25 protein-coding genes are annotated in these 22733 nt (G+C 66.9%); 12 read left to right on the top strand and 13 right to left on the bottom strand.

Going from position 1 to position 22733, the window contains the following annotated elements:
• Positions 1-762 carry a hypothetical protein gene (locus RVU70_RS12755; protein WP_363346826.1) on the bottom strand — a complete coding sequence of 254 codons (762 nt, stop codon included), beginning with the start codon at positions 760-762 and terminating at the stop codon, positions 1-3.
• Positions 763-928: 166 nt separating this feature from the next.
• Here RVU70_RS12755 and RVU70_RS12750 point away from each other — a divergent pair, with 166 nt between their 5' ends.
• Positions 929-1219, top strand: a complete 291-nt coding sequence (locus tag RVU70_RS12750; RefSeq protein ID WP_363346824.1) for a hypothetical protein — start codon at positions 929-931, stop codon at positions 1217-1219.
• A gap of 63 nt (positions 1220-1282) precedes the next feature.
• Positions 1283-2251 carry a hypothetical protein gene (locus tag RVU70_RS12745; RefSeq protein ID WP_363346822.1) on the top strand — a complete coding sequence of 323 codons (969 nt, stop codon included), beginning with the start codon at positions 1283-1285 and terminating at the stop codon, positions 2249-2251.
• Between the two features lie 7 nt (positions 2252-2258).
• On the opposite strand, the gene corA is transcribed toward RVU70_RS12745, so the two are convergent.
• The 5 genes from corA to RVU70_RS12720 form a co-directional block, all read right to left on the bottom strand.
• On the bottom strand, positions 2259-3248 hold the full coding sequence (corA, locus tag RVU70_RS12740; protein ID WP_363346820.1) for a magnesium/cobalt transporter CorA: 990 nt from the start codon (positions 3246-3248) through the stop codon (positions 2259-2261).
• Between the two features lie 30 nt (positions 3249-3278).
• Entirely contained in the window at positions 3279-3884 is a 606-nt protein-coding gene (grpE, locus tag RVU70_RS12735; RefSeq protein ID WP_363351324.1) for a nucleotide exchange factor GrpE, read from the bottom strand.
• Between the two features lie 69 nt (positions 3885-3953).
• The gene (locus RVU70_RS12730; protein WP_363346818.1) at positions 3954-6767 is read right to left on the bottom strand and encodes a [protein-PII] uridylyltransferase; all 2814 of its coding nucleotides are present in this window, start codon (positions 6765-6767) and stop codon (positions 3954-3956) included.
• A 6-nt stretch (positions 6768-6773) separates the two neighbouring features.
• Positions 6774-7730: a glutathione synthase gene (gene gshB / locus RVU70_RS12725; protein ID WP_363346816.1), complete on the bottom strand. Its 957-nt coding sequence runs from the start codon at positions 7728-7730 to the stop codon at positions 6774-6776.
• 123 nt (positions 7731-7853) lie between these two features.
• A complete protein-coding gene (locus RVU70_RS12720; RefSeq protein ID WP_363346814.1) occupies positions 7854-9578 on the bottom strand; it encodes a hypothetical protein in 1725 nt (574 codons plus the stop codon).
• A gap of 154 nt (positions 9579-9732) precedes the next feature.
• Here RVU70_RS12720 and RVU70_RS12715 point away from each other — a divergent pair, with 154 nt between their 5' ends.
• Positions 9733-10269: a histidine phosphatase family protein gene (locus tag RVU70_RS12715; RefSeq protein ID WP_363346812.1), complete on the top strand. Its 537-nt coding sequence runs from the start codon at positions 9733-9735 to the stop codon at positions 10267-10269.
• A 27-nt stretch (positions 10270-10296) separates the two neighbouring features.
• Positions 10297-11436: a hypothetical protein gene (locus RVU70_RS12710; protein WP_363346810.1), complete on the top strand. Its 1140-nt coding sequence runs from the start codon at positions 10297-10299 to the stop codon at positions 11434-11436.
• Here the strand turns inward: RVU70_RS12710 and RVU70_RS12705 are convergent.
• Positions 11421-11675 (bottom strand): hypothetical protein, encoded by a 255-nt coding sequence (locus RVU70_RS12705; protein WP_363346808.1) that lies wholly within the window; start codon positions 11673-11675, stop codon positions 11421-11423. The genes RVU70_RS12710 and RVU70_RS12705 overlap by 16 nt on opposite strands.
• A gap of 109 nt (positions 11676-11784) precedes the next feature.
• Here RVU70_RS12705 and aroC point away from each other — a divergent pair, with 109 nt between their 5' ends.
• Both aroC and RVU70_RS12695 read left to right on the top strand, forming a co-directional pair.
• Positions 11785-12861 (top strand): chorismate synthase, encoded by a 1077-nt coding sequence (gene aroC, locus RVU70_RS12700; RefSeq protein ID WP_363346806.1) that lies wholly within the window; start codon positions 11785-11787, stop codon positions 12859-12861.
• A gap of 202 nt (positions 12862-13063) precedes the next feature.
• Positions 13064-14059, top strand: coding sequence for a histone deacetylase family protein (locus tag RVU70_RS12695; protein ID WP_363351322.1), 996 nt, complete (start codon positions 13064-13066; stop codon positions 14057-14059).
• 172 nt (positions 14060-14231) lie between these two features.
• On the opposite strand, the gene RVU70_RS12690 is transcribed toward RVU70_RS12695, so the two are convergent.
• Together RVU70_RS12690 and RVU70_RS12685 are read right to left on the bottom strand one after the other, a co-directional pair.
• Positions 14232-14360, bottom strand: coding sequence for a hypothetical protein (locus tag RVU70_RS12690; protein WP_363346804.1), 129 nt, complete (start codon positions 14358-14360; stop codon positions 14232-14234).
• On the bottom strand, positions 14357-15103 hold the full coding sequence (locus tag RVU70_RS12685; protein ID WP_363346802.1) for a phosphodiester glycosidase family protein: 747 nt from the start codon (positions 15101-15103) through the stop codon (positions 14357-14359). Before RVU70_RS12685 ends, RVU70_RS12690 begins: the two co-directional genes overlap by 4 nt.
• Positions 15104-15236: 133 nt before the next feature.
• Here RVU70_RS12685 and ribB point away from each other — a divergent pair, with 133 nt between their 5' ends.
• A complete protein-coding gene (gene ribB, locus RVU70_RS12680; protein WP_363346800.1) occupies positions 15237-16319 on the top strand; it encodes a 3,4-dihydroxy-2-butanone-4-phosphate synthase in 1083 nt (360 codons plus the stop codon).
• Here the strand turns inward: ribB and RVU70_RS12675 are convergent, their stop codons facing one another.
• Positions 16320-17303, bottom strand: coding sequence for a tyrosine recombinase XerC (locus tag RVU70_RS12675; protein WP_363346798.1), 984 nt, complete (start codon positions 17301-17303; stop codon positions 16320-16322). It abuts the gene before it with no gap.
• 153 nt (positions 17304-17456) lie between these two features.
• Positions 17457-17780 carry a DUF1476 domain-containing protein gene (locus tag RVU70_RS12670; protein WP_363346796.1) on the bottom strand — a complete coding sequence of 108 codons (324 nt, stop codon included), beginning with the start codon at positions 17778-17780 and terminating at the stop codon, positions 17457-17459.
• Between the two features lie 341 nt (positions 17781-18121).
• Between RVU70_RS12670 and purC the strand changes: the two genes are divergently transcribed.
• The 5 genes from purC to purQ all read left to right on the top strand — a co-directional run bounded on the left by purC (position 18122) and on the right by purQ (position 21051).
• Positions 18122-18916 (top strand): phosphoribosylaminoimidazolesuccinocarboxamide synthase, encoded by a 795-nt coding sequence (gene purC, locus RVU70_RS12665; protein WP_363346794.1) that lies wholly within the window; start codon positions 18122-18124, stop codon positions 18914-18916.
• 51 nt (positions 18917-18967) lie between these two features.
• Positions 18968-19504, top strand: a complete 537-nt coding sequence (locus tag RVU70_RS12660; protein WP_363346792.1) for a Uma2 family endonuclease — start codon at positions 18968-18970, stop codon at positions 19502-19504.
• Positions 19505-19593: 89 nt separating this feature from the next.
• Positions 19594-20040, top strand: coding sequence for a DUF3429 domain-containing protein (locus tag RVU70_RS12655; RefSeq protein ID WP_363346790.1), 447 nt, complete (start codon positions 19594-19596; stop codon positions 20038-20040).
• 75 nt (positions 20041-20115) lie between these two features.
• Complete coding sequence (gene purS, locus RVU70_RS12650; RefSeq protein WP_363346788.1) at positions 20116-20352, top strand: phosphoribosylformylglycinamidine synthase subunit PurS; 237 nt, start codon at positions 20116-20118, stop codon at positions 20350-20352.
• A 9-nt stretch (positions 20353-20361) separates the two neighbouring features.
• Positions 20362-21051, top strand: coding sequence for a phosphoribosylformylglycinamidine synthase subunit PurQ (purQ, locus tag RVU70_RS12645; protein ID WP_363346786.1), 690 nt, complete (start codon positions 20362-20364; stop codon positions 21049-21051).
• A 54-nt stretch (positions 21052-21105) separates the two neighbouring features.
• Here the strand turns inward: purQ and holA are convergent, their stop codons facing one another.
• Together holA and RVU70_RS12635 are read right to left on the bottom strand one after the other, a co-directional pair.
• A complete protein-coding gene (gene holA, locus RVU70_RS12640) occupies positions 21106-22128 on the bottom strand; it encodes a DNA polymerase III subunit delta (protein ID WP_363346784.1) in 1023 nt (340 codons plus the stop codon).
• 30 nt (positions 22129-22158) lie between these two features.
• Entirely contained in the window at positions 22159-22692 is a 534-nt protein-coding gene (locus RVU70_RS12635; protein WP_363346782.1) for an LPS assembly lipoprotein LptE, read from the bottom strand.
• Between the last annotated feature and the right edge of the window lie 41 nt (positions 22693-22733).

The following is a 22733-nucleotide window of genomic DNA, read 5'->3' as shown; positions in this document are numbered from 1 at the left end:
TCACCTCTGCCGGTAGAGCGGCGCGCCCAGGGGCCGGGGCGCGCCGGGGGCAGTCGGATGCAGAGCGGGATCGAAGGCGTCGCCACGCCGGCGACCATGCTTCCATCCGGCCTCGACATGGGCCGCGACATAGGGGCTCCTATGTGCGTTGTCGCCGCGACCGGCGGCGCGCCGATCGGCCGGCTCGGAAGCCGGGCGGGTTTCCTCGGCTTTCTCGTCGCGGGTCGCTTGACGCTTCGCCTCGGCCTCGCGCTGAACCTCCTTGATCTGGCCAGCCAATGCGCCGAGTTCAGCGTCGAGCTGGGCTTTCACGTCGTCGAGACGCCGGTTCGCCGCATCGACCGACGCAGCGTTTTTGGCCTCGGCGCCATGCGCCTTCTCAATCGCGTCGAGCCTGGCCTGCAGCGAGGCGATGTCGGCCGCCATCTTCTGCGTCACGCGCAGCATCTCGGCCTGCTCGGCCGCTTTCTGCGACGATCCGAAGCTCAAGACGTCGCGCCAGTCGATCGGCGCTGCGATATCATAGAGATGCCAACCGATGAGCCCAGCGAGCGCATAAGCGGCGAGGGCGCGCCCGGCTCTGCCGGCCTTGGCGGCGAAATGCGATTGCGGCTCGTTGCTGGCGCCCGCCGTCGCCTCTTCCACCCGCGCGCCGCCTTTCGGCGCGTCGGCGGCGCTCAGTCTGATTTCGGGAATCGCCGCTGCGCTCATGGCCGGCGCCGCGCCGAGCGGGACGATGGCGTGATCGTGTTCGGTCAACATGCGTAAAGGCCCGCGACGCGTGAGCAAGGAACGCAAGCCTCGGTCCAATATCACTAAAATTAGACTAACGCCTCACCGGCCGCGCGGCGGAGAGTCCTTTACCATCCGTTCATCTTCTCGCGCCTAGCCTCCATTCGGGGCGAGGGCGCGTCGAAAGTTTCGCATCATGAAGAGGATGCTTGTCGTGGCGGCCGCCGCGCTCGCCTGCGCGCTCGCCGGATGTTACTCGCCAACCGAACGCGCGATCGGCGGCGGGGCGATCGGCGGCCTTGGCGGCGCGGGGATCGGCGCGGCGCTTTCCAATGGTTCGACGACGGGCACGCTGGCTGGCGCGGCCATCGGCGCGGCGAGTGGCGCGGCGATCGGCGCCGCCACCGCGCCGCCGCCGCCGCCGCCCCCATGCGCGCAATGGGGCTGGGACGACTACGGAAATTGGGTCTGCGTCGGCTACTATTGATTGCAGCCTTTTTACAAGAAGCCGCCCACGGCGGCGGCGCAACAAGCCTGATGGGAGCGCGTGATGGACGAGGCCGCCGCCTTAGCTTTTCTCGCCTCGGCGCATGAAGCGGCCGAGCCGCAACGCGATACGACGGCGAGCGACGAGCCCCGGAAAATCGCAGACGCCGCGCCAGCGACGGCAGAAGAGGCCGATGCGAAGAAGACGATCGAAATTCGAATTACGCTCGGCCCCAACGATAGCGCGCTCCAAAAAATCCTGGCGGCGCTCGAGCCGCAGCATCGCTTCCCGGCGCCGGCGCTTCCGAACAAGCTGGATTTGGCCGCCCCGGCCCGTGACGACGCTCTTGCTCCTGCGCCAAGGGTGGAAAGACGCCGCCCTCGCCGATCCCTGATTTCCCCGCTCGCCCTTCTCGCCGTGCTGGCGATCGGCTTTGCGCTGCGGGCGCATCTCAAGGACATCCATTTCTCGATCACGCCCCCGCAGGAAGCGGGTTGGATGAAGGGTCTGATCAACCAAATCGTCAGCGTGGAGTCGCATGGGGAGGCCGTGGCCAAGAACGCTTATTCTTCCGCGATGGGCGTCGGGCAGTTCGTCGAAGCCACCTGGCTCGGCCTCATCAAGAAACACCGCCCGGACATTGCGTCCTCTCTCAACGAAAAGCAGATTCTGGAGTTGCGCAAAGACCCCGAGCTTTCCCGCTTCATGGCGGGCCGATACGCTGAGGAGAACACCTCCCTGCTGGCGCGACGCGGCCTGCCTGTGACGCCCGGCTCTCTCTATCTGGCGCATTTCGCCGGCCCTGCCGGCGCAGCGGCGATTCTGACGGCGCCCGAGGGCGCCGATGCGGCGTCGGTAATCGCCAATGTCGATGCGAGGCCGGGGATCACGCGCGAAAAAATCGTCACCGGGAATCCCTTTATGAAAAGCTTTACCGCCAGAGACTTGAAAAACTGGGCGGAGGTGAAAATGCAGGGCCTTGCCTTCGCGCCCGTCGCTCACGACGAAAAAGGCGAGGCCAAGCGCGATTAGACGCCGCTCAAAGCCAGCCGGCCCTGCGGAAGCGCCAGTAGAGAAAAGCGCAAATCGAGAAAGTAAAGGCGAGTATCACGTAATAACCATACGCCCATTTCAGTTCGGGCATGTGTTCGAAATTCATGCCGTAAATGCCCGCGATCGCGGTCGGCACGGCGAGAATGGCGGCCCAGGCCGCGAGGCGGCGCGAAATATTCGTCTGCTGCATTTGCGCGTTCATCAGGCTCGCCTCGAAGGCGAAGGCGAGCGTTTCGCGCAGCGTGTCGATGCGCTCCTCCGCCCGCCGCAGATGATCGCGAATGTCGCGGAAATGCGGGCGCATGACCGGATCGATGAAGACGATGTCGGTGCGCTCCAGCCGGCGGCAGACGTCGGCGAGCGGCATGACCGCGTTGCGCAGGCGCAGGAGATCGCGCCGCAGCATATAAAGCTGCTCGATTTCCGCCGGTCCCATCGTCGTCGTCAAGACATGATCCTCGATCTCCTCGACTTGTTCGTTGATGCTGTCGAGAACCGGGGCGTAATTGTCGACAATGAAATCGAGAATGGCGTAGACGATGAAATCTTCGCCCTCGGACAGGCGATGAGCCCGCGCCTCGCAACGCTCGCGCACTTCCGAATAGCTGCGCGAGGGCCCGTGGCGCACGCTCACCACATAGCCCTCGCCGATGAAAAGATGGGTCTCGCCGAAAACGATGCGGCCGTCGACCATCTGCGCCGTGCGCGCGACGATGAACAGGCTGTCGTCGAACTCCTCGAGCTTGGGAAATTGATGCGCCTTGGCGGCGTCCTCGACGGCGAGCGGATGCAGCGCGAATTGTTGTCGCACCCGCTCGAGCAGCGCCACGTCCGGCTCATAGAGGCCGATCCAGACCACATGGTCCGGCTGCTTCGCCCAGTCGCCAGCGGCCTCGACGTCGATGTCGGCGACCTTGACGCCCTTGCAATAGGCGACGGCGGCGACGAGCCCGCCGGACTCGGCCGCTCGCCTCATGAGGGGCGCGACGTCGACCATCCTGGCCGATCAGGCCTTCGGACCGCCGCGGGTCACGCCGACCTTGGCCGGGCGCAGCACGCGCTCGCCGATCGTGTAGCCCTGTTCGACGACCTGGGCCACCGTGCCGGCGGGCTTCGACTCATCGGGAATCTCGTACAGCGCCTCATGGAGATTGGGGTCGAATTTGGCGCCCAACGCCTCGATCGGCTTCACGCCGAAGCGGCCGAGTCTCGACATGAAATCGCGCTCGGTGACCTCCAGCCCCTCGAGCAGCGCCGCGGCGACAGGGTCGAGTTTGGCGCGCGCCTCGGCCGACACACTGTCGGCGGCGCGGCGCAGATTGTCGGCGAAGGGGAGCATCTCGCGGGCGAAATTGGCCACGCCATAGACGCGGGCGTCGGCGACCTCCTTCTCGGCGCGGCGGCGGGTGTTTTCCGCCTCGGCCATGGTCCGCAGCAGCCGGTCCTTCAGGGCGGCGACTTCAGCGTGGAGATTTTCCAGTTCGGTGAAGGGTTCGGGCTCGTTAACGCTCGATTCCGCCGAGGGTTGCGCCAGGGAGGACGCTTGCGCCGCCCCTTCCGCGCCGGGCGGCGGGGTTTGGGCGTTGTTGTCGGCGTTGCTCTGGTCGCTCATGCTCATGTCCGTCTTTTGTTCAAGGGACGCTCAGTGAAAGGCCCGATATCAGCGCTTGAGCACACAAAATCAAGTCGCCGCGACATTCGGCGCCTTCGCCTGACGCTTTTCCGGCTGGGGCGCGAAGACGTCGAGCAGTTGCCGTTTGATGGCGGCATGGCGCTGTTGCGAAAGGATTTTCGCCCCCGTCAGATCGGTGACGTAAAAGGTGTCGACCGCCCGCTCGCCGAAGGTGACGATATGGGCGGAGGCGATATTCAGATTGAGTTTCGAGATGGCGTTCGTCAGGTCGAAGAGCAGCCCCTCGCGGTCGAGGCCAGAGACTTCGATGACCGTATAGACATTCGACAGGCTGTTATCGACCACGACCTCGGGCGGGACCGAAAAGGCGGCGTTCGCCGCGCTTTGCTTCGCCCGCGCCTTGACCGCGTCTGAGACGAAGACCTCGCCCCTAAGCGCCTTGGCGATGAAATCGGCGATGCGCCGGGCGCGACGCATCTCGTCCTCGTCGAAATCGAAGGCGCGCGAGAAGAAGATGGTGTCGAGCGCGAGCCCGTCGGCCGTGGTGAAAATATGCGCGTCGACGATATTGGCGCCACTCGCCGCGCAGCCGCCGGCGATGATCGAGAGCAGGCGGCGATGGTCGGGCGCGATGACCGTCAGTTCGACGGCGCCGCGGGTGCGGTCGAGCTCCACGGCCGTCGCGAGCGGGGTTTCAGCGCCTGTGAGTTTGGCGAGCATCTGGGCGTGGCGAAGCTTGCGGGCGACGTCGACCTTCAGCCAATAGGCCGGATAATGCCGGCGCGCATAAGCGTCGAATTCCTCATCGCGCCAATCCGGCAGCGCCGCCCGCAATTCTGCGATGGCCGCGGTGACCCGGCTCTTGCGGTCCGCGGAGGAATGCCCGCCGCCGAGCACCACCTCGGTCTCCCAATAGAGCACGCGCAGAAGCTGGGATTTCCAGGCGTCGAGCACGCCGGGCCCGACGGCGTTGATGTCGCAGACCGTGAGGACGAACAGCATTTTGAGCCGTTCGATCGTCTGCACGAGGGCGGCGAAGCTTTCGATTGTGACGCGGTCCGAGAGGTCGCGGCTCTGCGCGAAGCTCGACATGGTGAGGTGATGTTCGACGAGCCAGGCGACCGTCTCCGTCTCGCCCGGAGTGAACCCCAGACGCGGGCAGAGCGTGCGCGCCACCTCCATGCCGGCGAGCGAATGATCCTCCTTGCGGCCCTTGGCGATGTCGTGGAGAAAGAGCCCGAGATAAAGAACCTTGCGATTGACGATCGTCGGCAAGATCTCGGCCACGAGTCGCTGATGCTCCGGGAGGCGTCCGGCCTCGAGATCGGAGAGCCCGCCGACCGCCCGCAGCAGGTGCTCGTCCACCGTATAGTGATGATACATGTTGAACTGCATCATCGCGACGATGCGGCCGAAGTCCGGAATGAAGCGGCCGAGCACGCCCGTCTCGTTCATCCGCCGCAGGATGATTTCGGTCATATTCCGCGACAGCAGGATTTCCAGGAACAGGCGGTTCGCCTCCCTGTCGGCGCGAAGGTCGGCGTCGATCTCGCGCAAGGACAGCGTCACCGCGCGGAGCGCATCGGGATGCAGCGGCAGGCCGTGATGGTCGGCGAGCCAGAAGAGACGAATGATGTTGACAGGATCGCGATGAAAGACGCTCGCGTCGGCGACGCTGATGCGGTCATGCGCGATGAGGAAGTCGCCCTGCGGACCCTTGCCGCGCCGGCGCCGGAAGGGCTGCAGGAAGCGGTCGAAGATCGCGCGCGGCTTGGCCTGCCGCTCCTCGAGCGCCGCGCAGACAATCGCCGTCAGATCGCCGACGTCCTTGGCGACGAGGAAGTAATGTTTCATGAAGCGCTCGACCCGCGAGAGGCCGGCGCGGTCGTGATAGCCGAGACGACTCGCCATCATCGGCTGCACGTCGAAGGAGAGGCGCTCCTCGGCGCGGCCGGTCGCGAAATGCAGATGGCAGCGCACCCGCCACAGGAATTCCTCGCAGCGCTCGAACAGGCTCAGCTCAGCGGACGTGAAAAGCCCCGCCGCCACCAGCTCCTTGGGGTCGCGCACGCGATAGACGTATTTGGAGATCCAGAACAGCGTGTTGAGGTCGCGCAGCCCTCCTTTGCCTTCCTTGACATTGGGCTCGACGAGATAGCGCGAGGCGCCGGCGCGGCGCACGCGCGCGTCGCGTTCGGCGAGTTTCGCGGCGACGAATTCACGTGCGTCGGAGCGCGCCACCTCGCGGTCGAACGCGTCCTGCAATTCATTGAAAAGCTCGTTGCTGCCGAGGATGAAGCGCGATTCGAGCAGGGTCGTGCGGATCGTCATGTCGGCGCGCGACTGCTTCATGCATTCGGCGACCGAGCGCGTCGCGTGGCCGACCTTCTGACGCAGATCCCAGAGGATATAGAGGATCGCCTCGACGACGCTCTCGCCCCAGGGCGTCTGCTTGTAGGGAAGCAGGAACAGAAGATCGATGTCCGACCCTGGCGCCAGCATGCCGCGCCCATAGCCGCCGACGGCGACGATGGTCAGGCGCTCCGCAAAAGTGGGGTTGTCGGCAGGATAGACATAACTGACGACGTAATCATAGATCGCGCCGATGAGCTCGTCCTGAAGGTCGGAAAGCTGCCGTCCGCAGGCGAGCCCGGAGCCGCGCGCTTCGAGATGCGCGCGGGCGCGTTCGCGGCCCTCGGCGAGCGCGGAGCGAAAGAGATCGACAACCGCTGTGCGGCGCGCGTGGCCCTTCTCCGCCTTGCACAGTTCGGCAATCGGCGCGGCCAGCGCCGTCCGCAGCCCACGAAAGCCGTTGGCGGCGTCGAGTCCGTCAAAAAGAGGCGCGCAGACGGCTTCGTTCATTTCTGATCATCCCGCGGCGCGCAGCGCCTTCAGACGGCTTTCAATGGCGTCGAAAAGCGGAACCGCGAGATCGGGCCCGCCAACGCGCTTGAGCGCGCGCAGCCCCGTGGGCGACGTGACGTTTATCTCGGTCAGCCGCCCGTCGATTACGTCGATTCCGACAAAAATCAGCCCACGCTTTTTAAGCTCCGGCCCGAGGCGGGCGCAAATCTCATTTTCGCGGTCGTCGAGTTCGGTGGCCGCCGCCGCGCCGCCGCGCACCATATTGGAGCGAATGTCGTCCTGCGCCGGCACGCGGTTGATCGCGCCGAGCGCCTCGCCGTCGATTAAAATGATGCGCTTGTCGCCCTTCGCCACCTCGGGCAGGAACTGCTGCGCCACCCAGGGCTCGCGAAAACTCGTGCTGAACATGTCGAACAGCGAGCCGAAATTCGGGTCCCGCGGCGTCACCTTGAACACCGCGGCGCCGCCGTGGCCGTAGAGGGGCTTCATGACGATGTCGCCGTGCTTGGCGCGAAAGCGCTCGATCGCCGCGCGATCCCGGGTGATGAGCGTCGGCGGCATGAGATCGACGAAATCCATCACGAAAACTTTTTCGGGCGCATTGCGGACATGGCCGGGGTCGTTGACGACCAGCGTCCGCCCCTGGATGCGCTCGAGGAAATGGGTCGAGGTGATATAGGCGAGATCGAAGGGCGGGTCCTGCCGCAGCAGCACCACGTCCATGCTCGAAAGATCGAGCTCCGTGGCCTCGCCGAGGGCGTAATAGCGGCCCGGCTCGTCGAAGACGTCGATATGATGGGCGCGGGCGGTGAGGCGGCCGCCTTCGAGAGAGAGCTGATCGGGCGTGTAGAACCACAGGCGATGCCCGCGCCGCTTGGCCTCCAGCATCAGCGCGAAGGTTGAATCCCCGGCGAAATTAATTCGCTCCAACGGGTCCATCTGCACCGCGATTTCCAGCATCGCCCCTCCCGCCGCTACGGCGCGCAAAAGCTATAGCGCCAGCGGCGCCGTAAGACCAATATCTATCCTGCCCGCGCTCCAATAGCAGGAGACGCGGCCCGATGCGTGTTTTATTGCATCCGGCTATCGCTCGGCCACGGCCTCGACCTCGACGCCTTCCAAAATTTCCGAAGGCTTGCGCGACATCACGTCGAGCGCGTTGACGCCGGCGGGGGCCGCCAGCCGCACCTGCAGCCGCTTGGGTCGCAGGACGTAGGCCGAGACCGCCTCGGCGATCTTTTTGGCCTTCTCGCCGCCGCCGAGCACCGAGGCCACCGCGAGCCCCGCGCCCTTGGCGTATTCGGCTCGGGCCTTCTCGACGCTCCCTTTCTGCTCCCGGGCTTCGAGCGTCAGCAGCCGGTCGATGAGCCCGCCCCCTTCGACGACGAGCTCCACGGATTTGAGCGAAGCCGCCATCGCCGCCGCCTTGGAGACCACCGCCATGGAAGAAAAGATTGCGCCCGACACATTGCCAAAGGTGACGCTCAGCGTCGCCGCGCCCATGTCGCGCCCCTCGATGCGCAGCGGCGCGAAAACGGCCTCCTGCGTCTGCTCGCGCCATTCGCCCGCCACCGCGGCCGAAAGATCCAGATCGCGGTAGCCGAGCGCCAGGAACTGGGCGGTCGAGGGCGCCTCGCCGCGCGCCGCGAGATCGATGTCGAGACGGTCCATCCGGGCCGAGAGTTTCGCGGGGGCGATCTCGCGGTAATCCGCGAAATTCGCCTCCACATCGGCGAGGCTGAACTTCATCCGCGAGGTTTCGCCGATCCGGGCGTCCGGCAAATCGCCCTGAAGCCCCTTGAGTTCCACGCGCGAAAGCTGCGGGAAAGGGGCCTCGAGCAGCGCGGCGAGCCGGGCGTCGCGCAGGCCGAAACGACTGAGGGTGAGAAGGCCGCCGTCCGAGGACTGAAGGGAGAAATTCTCCATGGCGAAATCGCCGACCGCGGCGCCGGACATTTTCGTCGCGGCGATCCGGCCGACCTTGATGGCGTAAGGCTTGTCGGCGGGCTCTCCCTTGCCGGTTACGGCGATGTCGCGCGCCTCCAGCGCGCCGACGTCGAACGAGGCTATGGCCTCGATGACGTCCTTCAGCAGCGTAGGATCGGCCTCCGTCTTGTCGGGATCGACTTTCTGCACCCGTTCCAGAAGCGCCGTCGGCGACACGGGCAGGGCCCTGCCCTTCACGCCGGCGAGCGTCAACGGGCCGGTCCTCGCCGTCATCCGCCCGACCCTGTCTTCGAGGGTGAGCGACGCGACGCGCTCCTCCTCGATGACCGGCTTCAGCGCCTCGTCGCGGTCGCGCTGCACGGCGAGCGCCAGATGGGCGAGTTGGCGGAGATCGATCCCCTTGGCGAGGCTCGCGCCCCAGACGAGCCGCTGCGACTGGCCATCGGCTTTGTCGATGGTCTGCTCGGCGCCCCCGGCCTTGAGAGACGCAATGCGGCCCGCAGCAATGCCCTCCGCCGCGAGATCGCGATACACGGCGCGCTCGGTCGTCTCGCCGACCTTGCGCTCGGTCGTCAACGTCGGGATGACGAGGCCTTTCGCCGAGAGCCGCGCGAGGCGGCCATCCACAGCTTTCTCGTCGCCCGTGAAGAGCTGCGCCAGCTCGAGGGCCGTAAGCGACGCGCCTTTCAGCTCCAAATGCGGGACTTTATAAACGACCCCGCCAAGCGAGAACGTCAGATTGTCGAGGCTCAGGTCGCCCTCGGCTGCCTGGGTGATGGCGGGGAGGGTCCCGACCGCCGCCGCGGCCGCGAACCCGAGCACGCCCGCAATAAGGGCGTTACGACTGATAAGCTTTTGCATTGCTTGAGACTTTGCGCCATTCGCGGGGAGAAGGAGAGGAAGGAACTTGCACCCGCATTGCGACGCGGTAAAGGCCCCGAGTTTTTTCGTCGCAGCTTGGCCGCGACGCCGCTCCGCGGATGGCTTTCCGCGCGTCGCGTGTTAGAGAGATTCTATGCGACGTTTACTTCTATTGCGCCACGGCAAAGCCGACCGTCACTCAGCCGGAGGGGATCGCGAGCGCCCGCTGACGCGGCGCGGCGAGGAGGACGCGCGTCGCGTCGGCGAGTTTCTGCGCGAAGCGGGCATGACCCCCGAACTCGCCGTCGCCTCCAACGCGCGGCGCGCCAAGCAGACGCTCGAGCGCACGCTCGAAGCCTTCCCCGGTCACGTCACGCATCTCATTGAGAACACGATCTATCTTGCAACAGTCGATCATCTGGTCGACGTGCTGCGGCAGACGCCCGATAAAGTGCACACGCTCCTCGCCGTCGGCCACAATCCCGGTTTCGCGGAGCTTGCGATCTGGCTCGCGGGCGGCGGCGAACCCAGTGATCTCGACCATATGCGCGCCTCCTATCCGACCGCCGCGCTTGCGATTTTGGACTTCGACACCGAACATTGGGCGGAGGTCCGAAAGGGCGCCGCCCGTCTCCATCGATTCGTGACGCCGGCGGCCTTGCGCGGCGACGTCGTCGACGACCCGGACTAAGGGTTATTCTCCGGGAGCGCGCGGGGCATGCTGCTCGAAACGCTCGTGATGCTGATGACGGCCGCAGCGCCCGCCCGGCCGCCGGCTGTCCTTGTCGCGCCGGCGGCGCTCTTCTGGCGCACGCCGGCGCCGTCCTACCTTCCCGACAAGCGCGCCGTCGACAATTGGCGAAGCGAGAGCGCCCTCTGGCTCGAGATGGGCCCCGCGGACGCGGCCAAACGCGCGCTCGGCGCCGAAGACGGCGACCCGGCGCGCTGCGTGAAGCTGAATAATTACTGGTGCGTGAAGCGCGCCGGCTGGACCGGCGAGATCGCCTCGGACGCCGACGGGCATGTCGCCTTCGCTTCGGCGGAGGAAGGCGCCGCCGTCGCCGCGCTGCTGCTGCGCCGCTATTACGTCGATTACAAACGCCATAGCGCCCGCGCCATTGTCGAGCGCTGGGCGCCGGCCCAATGTTCGCCCATGATCGCCCGCCCGACGCCCGGGCCGCCTGCCTCGCGCGAAGGTCTGGCGCAGATGATGCCGCAACGGGTCGTGCCGATGGGACTCGCGCCGCGGGGCCTTCAGAATACGCTGCGCGCCCGCTGGCTCGCGGCCCATGGACGAGGCGGCGTCGGCCCTGCGCCGGCGCGGCCCGTGGGGACGCCCGACCTCATCCCGGCCCCGTCGATCATGGCGGGCGTCTCAGAGGCGCGGCCCCGGCGCGACAAGCCGAAGCCGCCGACGCGCGACTTGGACACGGAGACGATCTCGGGGCTGAAGCTTCTGCCGCCGCCCGCTCCCCTGTCCGGGCCGCCCTCAGCCTCGCCGCCATCGCTCGGCGGCGTGGCGGACTGCTCGGCCGAGCTGGCCCGTATCGCAAATTACGCGTCGCATCTGGCGGCGGGCGTCGCCGCCTCGCCCAACGACGACCTTCTGCTGTTCGACGCCGCCGGCCTGCCGACGGGCAATCTCGCCAAAGCGCTCGCCAATATGGCCGCCGTCGAGATCGGGCCAGACCGGCCGCGCATGGCCCTCGTCACGGCCGCCGTGTCGCAACTGCGCCGCCTTCTCGAGGACCCGGCGAAAGCGGCCGCCGCCGCCGCGCCGCAGCCGGAAAAGAGCGCGCCCGAAAACGCCGAAGCGAAAACCGGCGCGTCAGCCGAGGCGGCTCACCAGCCCCAATGATGGCCGCCCTGCCCACGCGGGCTGAAATGGCCATGCCCGCCGACCCAATGGCCGCCGTGCGGCGCGCCGTGATGGCGGCGATTGTCGTCGATCCACGCGCCGCTGCGGCTGCGTTTGCCATGTTGCGCATGGTTGGGAGTGTTGCGGCCGAGGCCGCCATAATCGACGGTAAAGTCACGGGCCAGCGCCGGCGCGCAGAGGAGCGCCGCAACGGCGGCGACGGCAATCTTCTTGAGCATTCTCGCCTCTCTATAACTCGAACCCTGCTGTTACGACGGTTTGGTCCGTTGCGAAAGTCCCGCCGGCGGCGCGTTTGACCCGGGCGCCCGCGCGGCCTAGAAGCGCCGCATGTCGCATAACAGCTTCGGCCATCTCTTCCGCGTCACCACTTTCGGCGAAAGCCACGGCCTTGCGCTCGGCGCGATCGTCGACGGCTGCCCGCCGGGGATCGCGCTGACCGAGGCCGACATCCAGGGCTTTCTCGACAAGCGCAAACCCGGCCAGTCCCGCTTCACCACGCAGCGCCGCGAGCCGGATGCGGTGAAAATTCTTTCCGGCGTTTTCGCGGGCCCCGACGGCGTGCAGGTTACGACCGGAACGCCGATCGCGCTCGTCATCGAAAACGCCGACCAGCGCTCGAAGGACTATGGCGAAATCGCCAATAAATACCGCCCGGGCCACGCCGACTACGTCTACGACGCGAAATATGGCGTCCGCGACTATCGCGGCGGCGGGCGCTCATCGGCGCGCGAGACGGCGGCGCGCGTCGCCGCCGGCGCCGTCGCCCGCAAGGTCGTCCCCGGCGTCACGATCCGCGGCGCGCTGGTGCAGATCGGCCCCCATAAGATCGATCGCGCCCGCTTCGACTGGGCGGAAGTCGAGCGCAATCCGCTGTTTTGCCCGGACGCCGTGATGGCTGAGCAATGGGCGGCCTATCTCGACGAAGTGCGCAAGAAAGGCTCTTCGATCGGCGCCGTTGTGGAGGTCGTCGCGGAAGGCGCGCCGCCCGGCTGGGGCGCGCCGCTTTACGGCAAGATCGACGCGGATCTCGCCGCGGCGATGATGTCGATCAACGCCGTGAAGGGCGTGGAGATCGGCGACGGCTTCGCGGCCGCGGAACTCTCTGGCGAGGAAAACGCCGACGAGATGCGCGCCGGCCCCACATTTTTGTCGAACCACGCGGGCGGCGTGCTCGGCGGCCTCTCGACCGGCCAGCCGATCGTCGTGCGCTTCGCCGTGAAGCCCACCTCCTCCATCTTGACCCCGCGCCGGACCATCGACCGCGACGGCCAAGAGACGGAGATCGTCACCAAGGGCCGCCACGACCCTTGCGTCGGCATCCGCGCCGTGCCGGTCGGAGAGGCCATGATGGCGTGCGTTCTGGCGGATCATTTCCTGCGGCATCGGGGACAGATTGGCGGGTAGCCCCACCCGTCGCCGCTTCACGGCGACACCCTCCCCGCAAGGGGGAGGGATTGAAGCGCCGCAGTTGAAACCAACCGGCAAAGCAGGAATTTTCGAGGGTTATCGGCGCCGGCGCAGCGATCCCCTCCCTCCCCTTCACGGGGAGGGTGGCCCGCGAAGCGGGCCGGGTGGGGTCCAAGCAACGCCTAACAATCCCGGCGCGCTGACCCGCCGCGCCGCCCTCGCCGGCGCCGCCAGCCTTGCCGCCTTCCCCGTCCGCGCGGCGACGTCAGGAACGCTTTTCGTCAGCCACCCCGCCGCCCTCGCCCATGACCCCGGCCCCGGATGGCCCGACGCCCCCGCGCGGCTGCGGGCGCTTTTCACCGCTTTGGACGATCCGCGCTTTCGCGCCCTCCTGCGCCGCGACGCGCCGCTGGCGCCACGCGACGCGCTGCTGCGCGTCCATGCGGCCGCGCATCTCGACCGACTCGCGGCGCTCGCCCCGAAGGCGGGACGAACAGAGCTTGGCGCCGACGTCGTCATGAGCGCCGGAAGTTATGAAGCCGCCCTGCGCGCAGCCGGCGGCGCTGTCGCCGCGGTCGACGCCGTCATGCGCGGAGAGGCGCGCAGCGCTTTCGTCGCGACGCGCCCGCCCGGCCATCATGCGCGCCCCGACGGGCCCATGGGCTTCTGCTTTTTCAACAACGCCGCCGTCGCCGCGCGCCACGCCATCGCGGCCCATGGCGCAGAACGCGCGGCGATCATCGATTTCGACGTGCATCACGGCAATGGCGTGCAGGAGATTTTCTGGGACGAAAAGAAGGTCCTTTACTGCTCGACGCATCAGTCGCCGCATTATCCGGGCACGGGCGCCGTCACGGAGACCGGCGCCCATGACACTATCGTCAACGCGCCGCTGACGAAGGGCGACGGCGGCGAGGCCTTCCGCGAGGCGCTGAAGGGCCGCATCCTCCCGCGCCTCGACGCTTTCGCGCCCGACGTCATCCTGCTCTGCGCCGGCTTCGACGCGCATGTGCATGACCCGCTCGGCGGGCTGCGTCTCGTGGAAGAAGACTTTCGTGACGTCACGCTACGCGTCATGGAAATTGCGGCGCGGCGCTGCGACGGCCGCATCGTCTCGATGCTCGAAGGCGGCTATGCGCCAAAGGACCTCGCAGCGAGCGTCGCCGCGCATGTCGGCGCGCTCATGGAGGGGTGAGTCCGGTTTTCTGCCTCTCGTGCTTCGAGACGCGTGCTTCGCACGCTCCTCAGGATGAGGGGCCTTCGAGACGCGTGCTTCGACGCTCCTCAGGATGAGGGGTCTTCGAGACGCGTGCTGCGCACGCTCCTCAGGATGAGGGGTCTTCCCGGACGCGTGCTGCGCACGCTCGTCAGGACGAGTGGCCTTGCATCGCTACGGCCTGCGGGTCGAGCGGCTTCGACAAGCCGTCCTCATCCTGAGGAGCCGCCGAAGGCGGCGTCTCGAAGGACGAGGACGGCGGCGCCGGGTCGGGAATCATTTTTTCTCGACCACCCCGATCAGCGGCCCCATCGGATGAAAGCGGTCGTGCCGCGAGAGCGACGGCGCATACATCCCCGAGGCGGTCCCGCCGTCGAGAAACAGCGCGTCGGCGCATGCGAGCCGGTCCTGGAAGAAGCTCGCAAACTGGTGGAAGGTCACAGGCTGGTTGGAGATGGCGAAACGCGCCACATGCCCGCCCCGCACGCAGACGCCGTTGCGGAACCTTTGCGAGGTTCCGCTTTCGTGAATATGCGGGTTGATCCGGCCGCCGATCAACAGCATCGGCCCCGACTGCGTCGCATAGGCGGGCTGCGCCCGCGACTTCAGAAAGCGCTGGGTGTCCGTCACCCCCGCCTGCCCGCCGTCGACCCAAAAGACGCCATTGGGCTTCATGTGGAAATTGCCTTCGCCGGCGGCCGTGTTGGCGGAATGGAGCGAGCGCCCTCCCTCCACATACAGTCCCACGGGCGAGAAATCGGGGGCATACATGCCGGCGTTCATAGCGAAGGCGAGCGTCTCGCCACGCCGCGCCAGCGCCTCGGCAAGGGCGGAGAAGCCGCCGTAAAGGTCGCCCGCGCCGTCGCGCAGGTAAAGGCGGATCGACGCCTTTCGGGCGTCGACGTCGCAGACCGTGTAGGACGCCCCATCCTGCTCCATATCGGCGCAGGACGGCGCGGCCCCGGCTCCGGCGCAGAAGAGAAAGGCGGCGAGCGCCGCAGACAGCCGAACCACATGCGCCATCCCGTTCCTCCACGGCTCCTCGGGGCCAATATGGATACGCTGAAAATGGCGGCGTCCGGGCGGATTTGAAACGGCGCGGCGGGACGGCTAGATATGCGGCGACAGCGCCTATCGGCGCCCCCCGGAGACCCGCTTGCCCCATTCCATCACAGAGGCCATCGAGGCCATTGCGCACGGCGAGATCGTCGTCGTCACCGACGATGACGACCGAGAGAACGAAGGCGATCTCGTCATTGCGGCGTCGCTGTGCACGCCGGAGAAAATGGCCTTCATCATCCGCCATTGCTGCGGCATCGTCTGCGCGCCCGTCACGCTCGAGGACGCCCGCCGCCTGCATCTCGCGCCCATGGTCGCCCAGAACGACGCGCCGCTCGGCACCGCCTTCACCGTCTCCGTCGACGTGAAGCACGGCCTCACCACCGGCATCTCGGCCGAGCAGCGCTGCAATACGGTGCGCGCGCTCGCCAACAGCAATATGGGCGCCGCCGATTTCGTGCGTCCCGGCCATGTCTTCCCGCTCATCGCGAAGGACGGCGGCGTGCTGATGCGCTCCGGCCATACGGAAGCGGCCGTGGACCTTTGCAAGCTCGCCGGCCTCCCGCCCGTGGGCGTGATCTGCGAACTCGCCAATGACGACGGCACGGTGATGACGGGCCAGCAGGTCTCCGATTTTGCGAGGACGCACAATCTCAAACTGGTTTCGGTCGCGGATCTGATCGCCTTCCGGCAGGGGCGCGAGAAGCTCGTGGAGCGCGTGGCGACTTTCCCGGTCTCGACGGAGGTCGGCGACTTCACCGGCCACGCCTATGTGACGCCCTTCGACAGCGTGCAGCATTTCGCCTTCGTGCTCGGCTCGATCGGCGACGGCCGCGCTGTGCCGACGCGCCTGCACCGCGCCGACATCGTTTCGGACGTGATGGGCGGCGCGCCGACGATCAAAAAGACGCTCGCGCGCTTCGCCCGCGAGGGGCGCGGCGTGCTCGTCTATCTGCGCGACGGCGCCGCCGGCGTCCCCACGAATATTGTCGGACGTGAGCCGGAAAACGCCGAAGAAAGCCGCAAGCGGCAATGGCTGGACGTCGGCCTCGGCGCGCAGATCTTGAAGGATCTGGGCGTCTCGTCGATCCGCCTGCGCTCTTCCTCCGCCAAACCGCGCGCCTTCGTGGGGCTATCGGGCTTCGGAATCGAGATTACCGCGGTGGAGCCGGTGGAGTAATCAATCCGCCCGCGGATGCGCCGACTTATAGGCGTCGAGCAGGCGCTTCTTGTCGACGGCGGTGTAAATCTGCGTCGTCGACAGCGAGGCGTGGCCCAAAAGTTCCTGGATCGTGCGCAGATCGCCGCCGCGCCCCAGAAGATGGGTGGCGAAGGAATGGCGCAGCGCATGCGGCGTCGCGCTGTCGGGGAGCCCGAGCGCCCCGCGCAGACGCTGCACCGCGAGCTGCACGATTCGCGGCGACAACGGCCCGCCCTTGACGCCGACAAACAGCGGCCCGCCGGAAAGCTCATAGGGGCAATGCGCCAGATAATCTTCGATCGCCCGGCGCACCGGCTCGATGACGGGAACCGTGCGCGTCTTTCCGCCCTTGCCGAGGATGGTCACGCGATCCCGGCCGCCAGTGGGCGCGTCCGCATAAGCGATCGACAGGGCCTCGGAAATGCGCAGGCCGACGCCATAGAGCAGAGCCAGAACCGCGGCGTCGCGGGCGAGAATCCAGGGCTCGCGCGCTTCGCCGGCGCGCTGCGCTGGGTCGATGAGGTCGCGGGCGTCGCCCACCGTGAGCGCCTTGGGCAGGCTGTGCGGCTTCTTGGGCGGGCGCACCGCGGCGAAGAGATCGGTCTTGGCGAGGCCCTTTTTCTCCAGAAAGCGCAGGAAATTGCGGATCGCCGCAAGCGCGCGCAGCAGGGAGCGGCTCTCCAGTCCCTCACTGCGTCGCCGCGCGAGAAAGGCGCGCAGATCGGCGGGCGCCAGGGCGATGAGCGCCGCCGCGTCGGGCTTTTCGCCGAGGTGCTCGGTCAGAAAGGCAAGGAAGGCTGCGAGGTCGCGGGCATAGCCGTCGAGCGTGTGGCGCGAAGCGCGCCGTTCTCCCGCGAGAGCCTGGAGCCAAAGCAAAGCTTGCGCAGCGATTTCCGGCGCGGCGCTGAAGCGGCCCGCTTCGGGAAGGGCCTTTCGGGGACGAGAAAGGGAATAATCGCGCATGGCGCAAGCTTGCGCGAGAAAACTTAAAATTCGCCGCTGGCGGCGGCTTCGTCCATCATCGCGCGCCTTGGCGACGCAATCCAGCGGCCGCCAAGGCGGCCCTCGAGCGCGTCGTCGCTCAAGCGCTTTGCAAAGACGGCGGCTGCCGACGCCTTACGCGCCCGCCTTGATCTCGGCCTTGGCCTTGGCGAGCATTTCTTCCATGGTGCGACGGATCTGGTGCTCTGACTGATCGACGCCGGCCGCCTCGAAGTCCTTCTTGACCGTCGCCACGACGCGCTCGTCGGCGTCGGCGGAGACCTCCGCCGCAACCAGAGCGGCGGCGTAGGCCTGGGCCTCGGCGCCGGTCTTGCCCAGCTTCTCGGCCGCCCAGAGGCCGACGAGCTTGTTGCGGCGCGCCTCGGCGCGGAACTTCAGCTCCTCGTCATGGACGTAGCGTTTCTCGAAGGAATCCTCGCGCTGGTCGAAAGTGCTCATGTCCATCCTCAGCCGGGTTGCTCGAACTTTGTCTCGCGGGCGAATCCGCTGCCGCATCGCACGCGCCGCACGCATATAGGCGAAATTCGACCGCGGCGCCAATGCCAAGCCGCCAGCCTGCGACATTCGCGCGCGGGCGCGCGCAAGACGCCGATCTTGCGCGCGTTGTGCCAGCTTCCATATTCGGCTAAAGTAAGGCGCTCCCTGGAAGGGTGAGCGCTGGCTTGTCACTGGCCCCCAAAGACGTTACGACCGCCCCTGTTGCGGTCGGCGACCTTGACCTGCCTCCCGGTGCGACTTCGGACGCGGTGGGCAAAATCGGAGGAGCCGCGGCCGACCACATGGATTTTCTCAAGCCCCGGTTGATCCCAATGAACCGCCGTCGCCGTATCTACGAAGGCAAGGCCAAGGTCCTTTACGAGGGGCCGGAGCCTGGCACGTTGATTCAGCATTTCAAGGACGACGCCACCGCCTTCAACGCCAAAAAGCATGAGGTGATCGATGGCAAGGGCGTCCTGAACAATCGCATCTCGGAATATATCTTCCAGCATCTCAACAACATTGGGGTGCCGACGCATTTCATCCGCCGGCTGAACATGCGCGAGCAGCTCATCCGCGAGGTGGAGATCATTCCGCTCGAGGTCGTGGTGCGCAATGTCGCGGCCGGCTCGCTGGCCAAGCGCCTCGGCATCGAGGAGGGCACCCAATTGCCCCGCTCGATCATCGAGTTCTACTACAAGAACGACGCGCTCGACGACCCGATGGTCTCGGAGGAGCACATCACCGCCTTCGGCTGGGCGACGCCGCAGGAGATCGACGACATCATGGCGCTCGCCATCCGCGTGAACGACTTTCTCTCCGGCCTGTTCCTCGGCGTCGGCATCCGCCTCGTCGATTTCAAGATGGAGTGCGGCCGGCTCTGGGAAGGCGACATGATGCGAATCGTCGTCGCCGACGAGATTTCGCCCGACAGCTGCCGTCTGTGGGACATCAAGTCAAACGACAAGCTGGACAAGGACCGCTTCCGCCGCGACCTCGGCGGGCTGGTGGAGGCCTATACGGAGGTCGCGCGCCGGCTCGGCATCATGCAGGAAGGCGAAAACGTCCGCGTCGGCGCCCCCAAGCTGGTGCAGTAGGAGCCACGACAGGAGGCGGCTTTGGGCGTCCCCTTCCAAGACCCTCGCCCGATGAACGCGGAGGAATTCTTCGCGTTCACGGCCACGCGCCCCGATGAAGAGAAGTGGGAGTTGGTCGACGGGGAGCCGATCTTGAACGCTTCGGCAAGTTTTCTGCATCAACTCATCGCGCGCAATCTGATCGTCGTCCTTGATCGCGCGGCGGCGACGAGCCAGGCCTCATGGGTCGTCGTACCGGGACTCGGGGTGCGTGTTTCTGAGATTGGCGTTCCCGTACCAGACATCCTGGTGCGCCCGAGCGGCAACCCCATTGTAACGGAATGCGACGATCCTTTGATCGTTTTCGAAATTCTTTCCCCGTCAACCGCGAATCGTGACCTGCGGTGGAAGCGCAAGGCTTACGCCACGCTGCCGAGCCTTTCGCAATATGTCGTCGTGGCGCAGGACGCGGTCGAGGTCGTATCCTACGACCGGAAGAATGGCTTCGCCGAACGCCGCTTCGAGACCGCCGACGGCGAAGTCGACCTCCCCGTCATCGGCGCGCGGGTCGCTCTGCGCGACATTTATCGGGACACAGGTCTCCTTTAGACGGCTGGCGAATTTCAGGCGGCCTTTGACCGCCGCGCGCCTTGTGGCCGCCAGCCGCCACGCTCACTTTGCTCCAAAAGGAGGCAGTGATGCGCACAAGAGAATCCCTTCCGGAAGCGGCGAAATGGCTCGGCTATGCAGGCGCGATTCCCTTCTTCGCCGGCGCCCTCGCCTCGATCCCTTTTTTTGCTGGGACGCTGCGGCCTTTCGGCTTGACCCTCCTGCTCGGCTACGGCGCCATCATCCTGTCCTTCATGGGCGGCGTGCATTGGGGCGCGGCCATGCAGCGCGACGACCCCGGACCAGGGCCGCTCGGCCGCAGCGTGGCGCCGTCGCTACTTGCCCTTCCGGCCCTGCTCATCGGCGGGGTTTCGGGCCTCATCCTGCTCGCAGCGGGCTTCATGGGCCTGCTTTTCTACGACCTCGCGGAGACGCGGGCGGGGCGCGCCCCACAATGGTATCCGAAGCTGAGGCGTCCGCTGACGGCGATCGTCGTCTCCTGCCTGGTGGTCGGGGCCGCCGCCCAGTCGTTCTGAGGCCGCATCCGACGCTTGCCCTTTGCGCGCCGGGCCGTTAACCGTGAGGCGGCTCCCACACGGAACTGAAGGCTCATGAAAGCACGCGTCGTCGTCACCTTAAAGAACGGCGTCCTCGATCCGCAAGGCAAGGCGATCGAGGGCGCGCTGAAGTCGCTCGGCGTCGAGGGCGTCGAGAGCGTGCGCCAGGGCAAGGTTTTCGATGTCGAGGTGACGGGCGCGGACGCGGCCGCGGCGAAGGCGCAGCTCACCGCCGCCTGCGAGAAGCTGCTCGCCAACACCGTTATCGAAAATTACCAGATCGACGTTTAAGAGAACGCCATGAAAGCCGCCGTCATCGTCTTTCCGGGCTCCAATCGCGAAGGCGACATGGCGCGCGCGCTCGAGCAGGCGACCGGGCAGAAGCCCGCCATGCTCTGGCACGCCGACCATGAGCTGCCGGCGGGGACCGATCTCGTCGTCCTGCCGGGGGGCTTCTCTTACGGCGACTATCTGCGCTGCGGCGCCATCGCCGGCCGCGCAACGATCATGGACGCGGTGCGGGCGCACGCCGCCCGCGGCGGCCTCGTGCTCGGGGTCTGCAACGGATTCCAGATCCTCTGCGAAAGCGGCCTGCTGCCCGGCTTGCTCATGCGCAACGCCAATTTGCGCTTCGTCTGCAAGATGCAGCATTTGCGCGTCGAGCGGAACGACACGGCCTTCACGCGCCACTACGCCAAGGGCCAGGTGATCGAGGTCTGCATCGCCCATGGCGAAGGCAATTACGAAGCCGACGACGCGACCATCGCGCGGCTCGAGGGCGAAGGCCTCGTCGCCTTTCGCTATTGCGCCGCCGACGGCGCCCTCGGCGGCGACGCCAATCCCAATGGCTCGCGCAACGACATCGCCGGCATCTATTCAGAAAAGCGCAATGTGCTCGGGCTGATGCCGCATCCCGAAAATCTCATCGACCCGCTCGTCGGCGGAATCGACGGCCGCGCGCTGTTCGAAAGCCTCGCCAGCGCAGCGTAAACGCCGCGGCGCTTCGCCGCCGGCGAGGGCGAGGGCGGAAAATCCGGCCCGTGATCATCGCTTCCCCGCCGCTCTCGCCACCCGCCAGAGCGCGCGTTCGGCCTCCATTTGCGCGATATTCGCATTGGCGCGGGCGCGGGTCTGGGCGTCGCGCAGGGGCTCGATCAGGGCGCCGAGACGGGCGGACGTCCAGCTCTTGAGCTGCTCCTCCATCAAGGCGCGATGCATGAAGCCGAAGCCGGCGCGATAGAGCGCGGTGACGCCGGCGTCGGCGCGCCCGCCCTCGCGCTCCATGGCGAGCCGGGCGCGATGGAGCGCCAAAGCGTAGCGCAGGGCGCCGAAGAGCAGCGCGCCGGCGTCGCCTCCTTGCGCAAAATAAGCGTCGAGCGTCTCGCCCGCGCGGCCCGCGAAAGCGGCGGCCACGACGCGGTCGGAGGCGATGCTGGAGGCATGGGCGACGATCGCCTCGACATCCGCGGCTTCGACATGTTCACGGCCATGCACATAGAGAACGAGCTTGGAGAGCTCGGCGCGGCTCATCAGCCGATCTTCGCCGAGGGCGGCGAGGAGCAGCGCCCGCGCCTCGGGCGTCGCCACGAGATTGGCTTCGAGCAGCGTGCGGTCGACCAGCGCATGAATGTCCTGCTCCGTATCCGGGAGGCACTCGAGTCCGGCCCCTTGCTTCGCGCCCTCCACGAGCTTGCGCAACGGCGCATCTTTTTTCAGCGCGCCGGCGGTCAGAACGATCGTGCAGGCGGCCGGCGGCGCGGCGATCAGCGACGCAACCGCGGGGATGACCGATTTCGCGCCCGTCTCGACCAGAATGGCGCGGCGGCCGCCAAAGAGCGGCGTGGTGTTGGCTTCGTCGAGCAGCGTCAACGGATCGGCGGACACGGCGTCGCCGGAGAGCTCGACAAACTGAAACGGATCGCGCCGGTCGTCGACGCGCTGAGTCACGATCGCGAGCGCCCGCTCTCGCACCATGCCGGCGTCGGAGCCGTGGATCAGGAAAAGAAAGACGCTCTCCGGCGGAGACGCGACGAAGCGCTCGGCGTCGCGGTGCGAGACGGCGACCATCCAGCCCCTCCCTGCCCGCCGCGCCGCGGCTCAGCGGACGAGCGTCGGGGCGGGCTCGCGCATCGCCATTTCCGTCGAAATGCGCGTACGGATCGAATCCGCGATCACCCGGGCGTCGCGGATCTCCGCGTCGCGGGCGGCGCGCACGTTGGAAAAGCGGTTCGAGAAACGGTCGTAGCTCGCGATGTTGAAGGCGGTGCCCTGCGTCACCACCACATTCTGCGGCCAGGTGACGAGCCTGTAATCGGCGTCGACGATAACGGTCGCAGAGGTCGCGCGGCCGGTGACCGTGTCGAGGATCGGCGTCTGCACGCGCTCGCGCAGAACGACGCTCAGGCGATAGCGCGGCGCAACCGACGAGCCCGTGCCGTTGAAGCCGTAAATCAGATCGTTGCGCAGATAATGGCCGATGCGGCCTGGAATCTCGTCGACCTCGATGGCCTGCAGCTCGGAAGCCAGCGGCGAGGCGTCGAAGGCCCCATTGGCCCCGTAGAGCGGCTGGATGCAGCCGGCGAGCGGAACCGCGCCCGAAAGGGCAAATGCGGCGAGCAGCAGCGCCCTCATCCGGTCGCGCCCGCGCACAGGGTGAGGGACGGCGTGGGCGT

Source organism: Methylocystis echinoides (genome assembly GCF_040687965.1).
Taxonomy (GTDB): Bacteria; Pseudomonadota; Alphaproteobacteria; order Rhizobiales; family Beijerinckiaceae; genus Methylocystis; species Methylocystis echinoides_A.
Note: the sequence above shows the minus strand (reverse complement) of the source record. Positions and strands in the feature narration are given on the sequence as shown.

Coding starts and splice junctions, on each gene's coding strand:
- RVU70_RS12755 (WP_363346826.1), bottom strand. CDS start 762: ATGTTGACCGAACACGATCACGCCATCGTCCCGCTCGGCGCGGCGCCG.
- RVU70_RS12750 (WP_363346824.1), top strand. CDS start 929: ATGAAGAGGATGCTTGTCGTGGCGGCCGCCGCGCTCGCCTGCGCGCTC.
- RVU70_RS12745 (WP_363346822.1), top strand. CDS start 1,283: ATGGACGAGGCCGCCGCCTTAGCTTTTCTCGCCTCGGCGCATGAAGCG.
- corA (WP_363346820.1), bottom strand. CDS start 3,248: ATGAGGCGAGCGGCCGAGTCCGGCGGGCTCGTCGCCGCCGTCGCCTAT.
- grpE (WP_363351324.1), bottom strand. CDS start 3,884: ATGAGCGACCAGAGCAACGCCGACAACAACGCCCAAACCCCGCCGCCC.
- RVU70_RS12730 (WP_363346818.1), bottom strand. CDS start 6,767: ATGAACGAAGCCGTCTGCGCGCCTCTTTTTGACGGACTCGACGCCGCC.
- gshB (WP_363346816.1), bottom strand. CDS start 7,730: ATGCTGGAAATCGCGGTGCAGATGGACCCGTTGGAGCGAATTAATTTC.
- RVU70_RS12720 (WP_363346814.1), bottom strand. CDS start 9,578: ATGCAAAAGCTTATCAGTCGTAACGCCCTTATTGCGGGCGTGCTCGGG.
- RVU70_RS12715 (WP_363346812.1), top strand. CDS start 9,733: ATGCGACGTTTACTTCTATTGCGCCACGGCAAAGCCGACCGTCACTCA.
- RVU70_RS12710 (WP_363346810.1), top strand. CDS start 10,297: ATGCTGCTCGAAACGCTCGTGATGCTGATGACGGCCGCAGCGCCCGCC.
- RVU70_RS12705 (WP_363346808.1), bottom strand. CDS start 11,675: ATGCTCAAGAAGATTGCCGTCGCCGCCGTTGCGGCGCTCCTCTGCGCG.
- aroC (WP_363346806.1), top strand. CDS start 11,785: ATGTCGCATAACAGCTTCGGCCATCTCTTCCGCGTCACCACTTTCGGC.
- RVU70_RS12690 (WP_363346804.1), bottom strand. CDS start 14,360: ATGATTCCCGACCCGGCGCCGCCGTCCTCGTCCTTCGAGACGCCGCCT.
- RVU70_RS12685 (WP_363346802.1), bottom strand. CDS start 15,103: ATGGCGCATGTGGTTCGGCTGTCTGCGGCGCTCGCCGCCTTTCTCTTC.
- RVU70_RS12675 (WP_363346798.1), bottom strand. CDS start 17,303: ATGCGCGATTATTCCCTTTCTCGTCCCCGAAAGGCCCTTCCCGAAGCG.
- RVU70_RS12670 (WP_363346796.1), bottom strand. CDS start 17,780: ATGAGCACTTTCGACCAGCGCGAGGATTCCTTCGAGAAACGCTACGTC.
- purC (WP_363346794.1), top strand. CDS start 18,122: ATGGATTTTCTCAAGCCCCGGTTGATCCCAATGAACCGCCGTCGCCGT.
- RVU70_RS12660 (WP_363346792.1), top strand. CDS start 18,968: ATGAACGCGGAGGAATTCTTCGCGTTCACGGCCACGCGCCCCGATGAA.
- RVU70_RS12655 (WP_363346790.1), top strand. CDS start 19,594: ATGCGCACAAGAGAATCCCTTCCGGAAGCGGCGAAATGGCTCGGCTAT.
- purS (WP_363346788.1), top strand. CDS start 20,116: ATGAAAGCACGCGTCGTCGTCACCTTAAAGAACGGCGTCCTCGATCCG.
- purQ (WP_363346786.1), top strand. CDS start 20,362: ATGAAAGCCGCCGTCATCGTCTTTCCGGGCTCCAATCGCGAAGGCGAC.
- holA (WP_363346784.1), bottom strand. CDS start 22,128: ATGGTCGCCGTCTCGCACCGCGACGCCGAGCGCTTCGTCGCGTCTCCG.
- RVU70_RS12635 (WP_363346782.1), bottom strand. CDS start 22,692: ATGAGGGCGCTGCTGCTCGCCGCATTTGCCCTTTCGGGCGCGGTTCCG.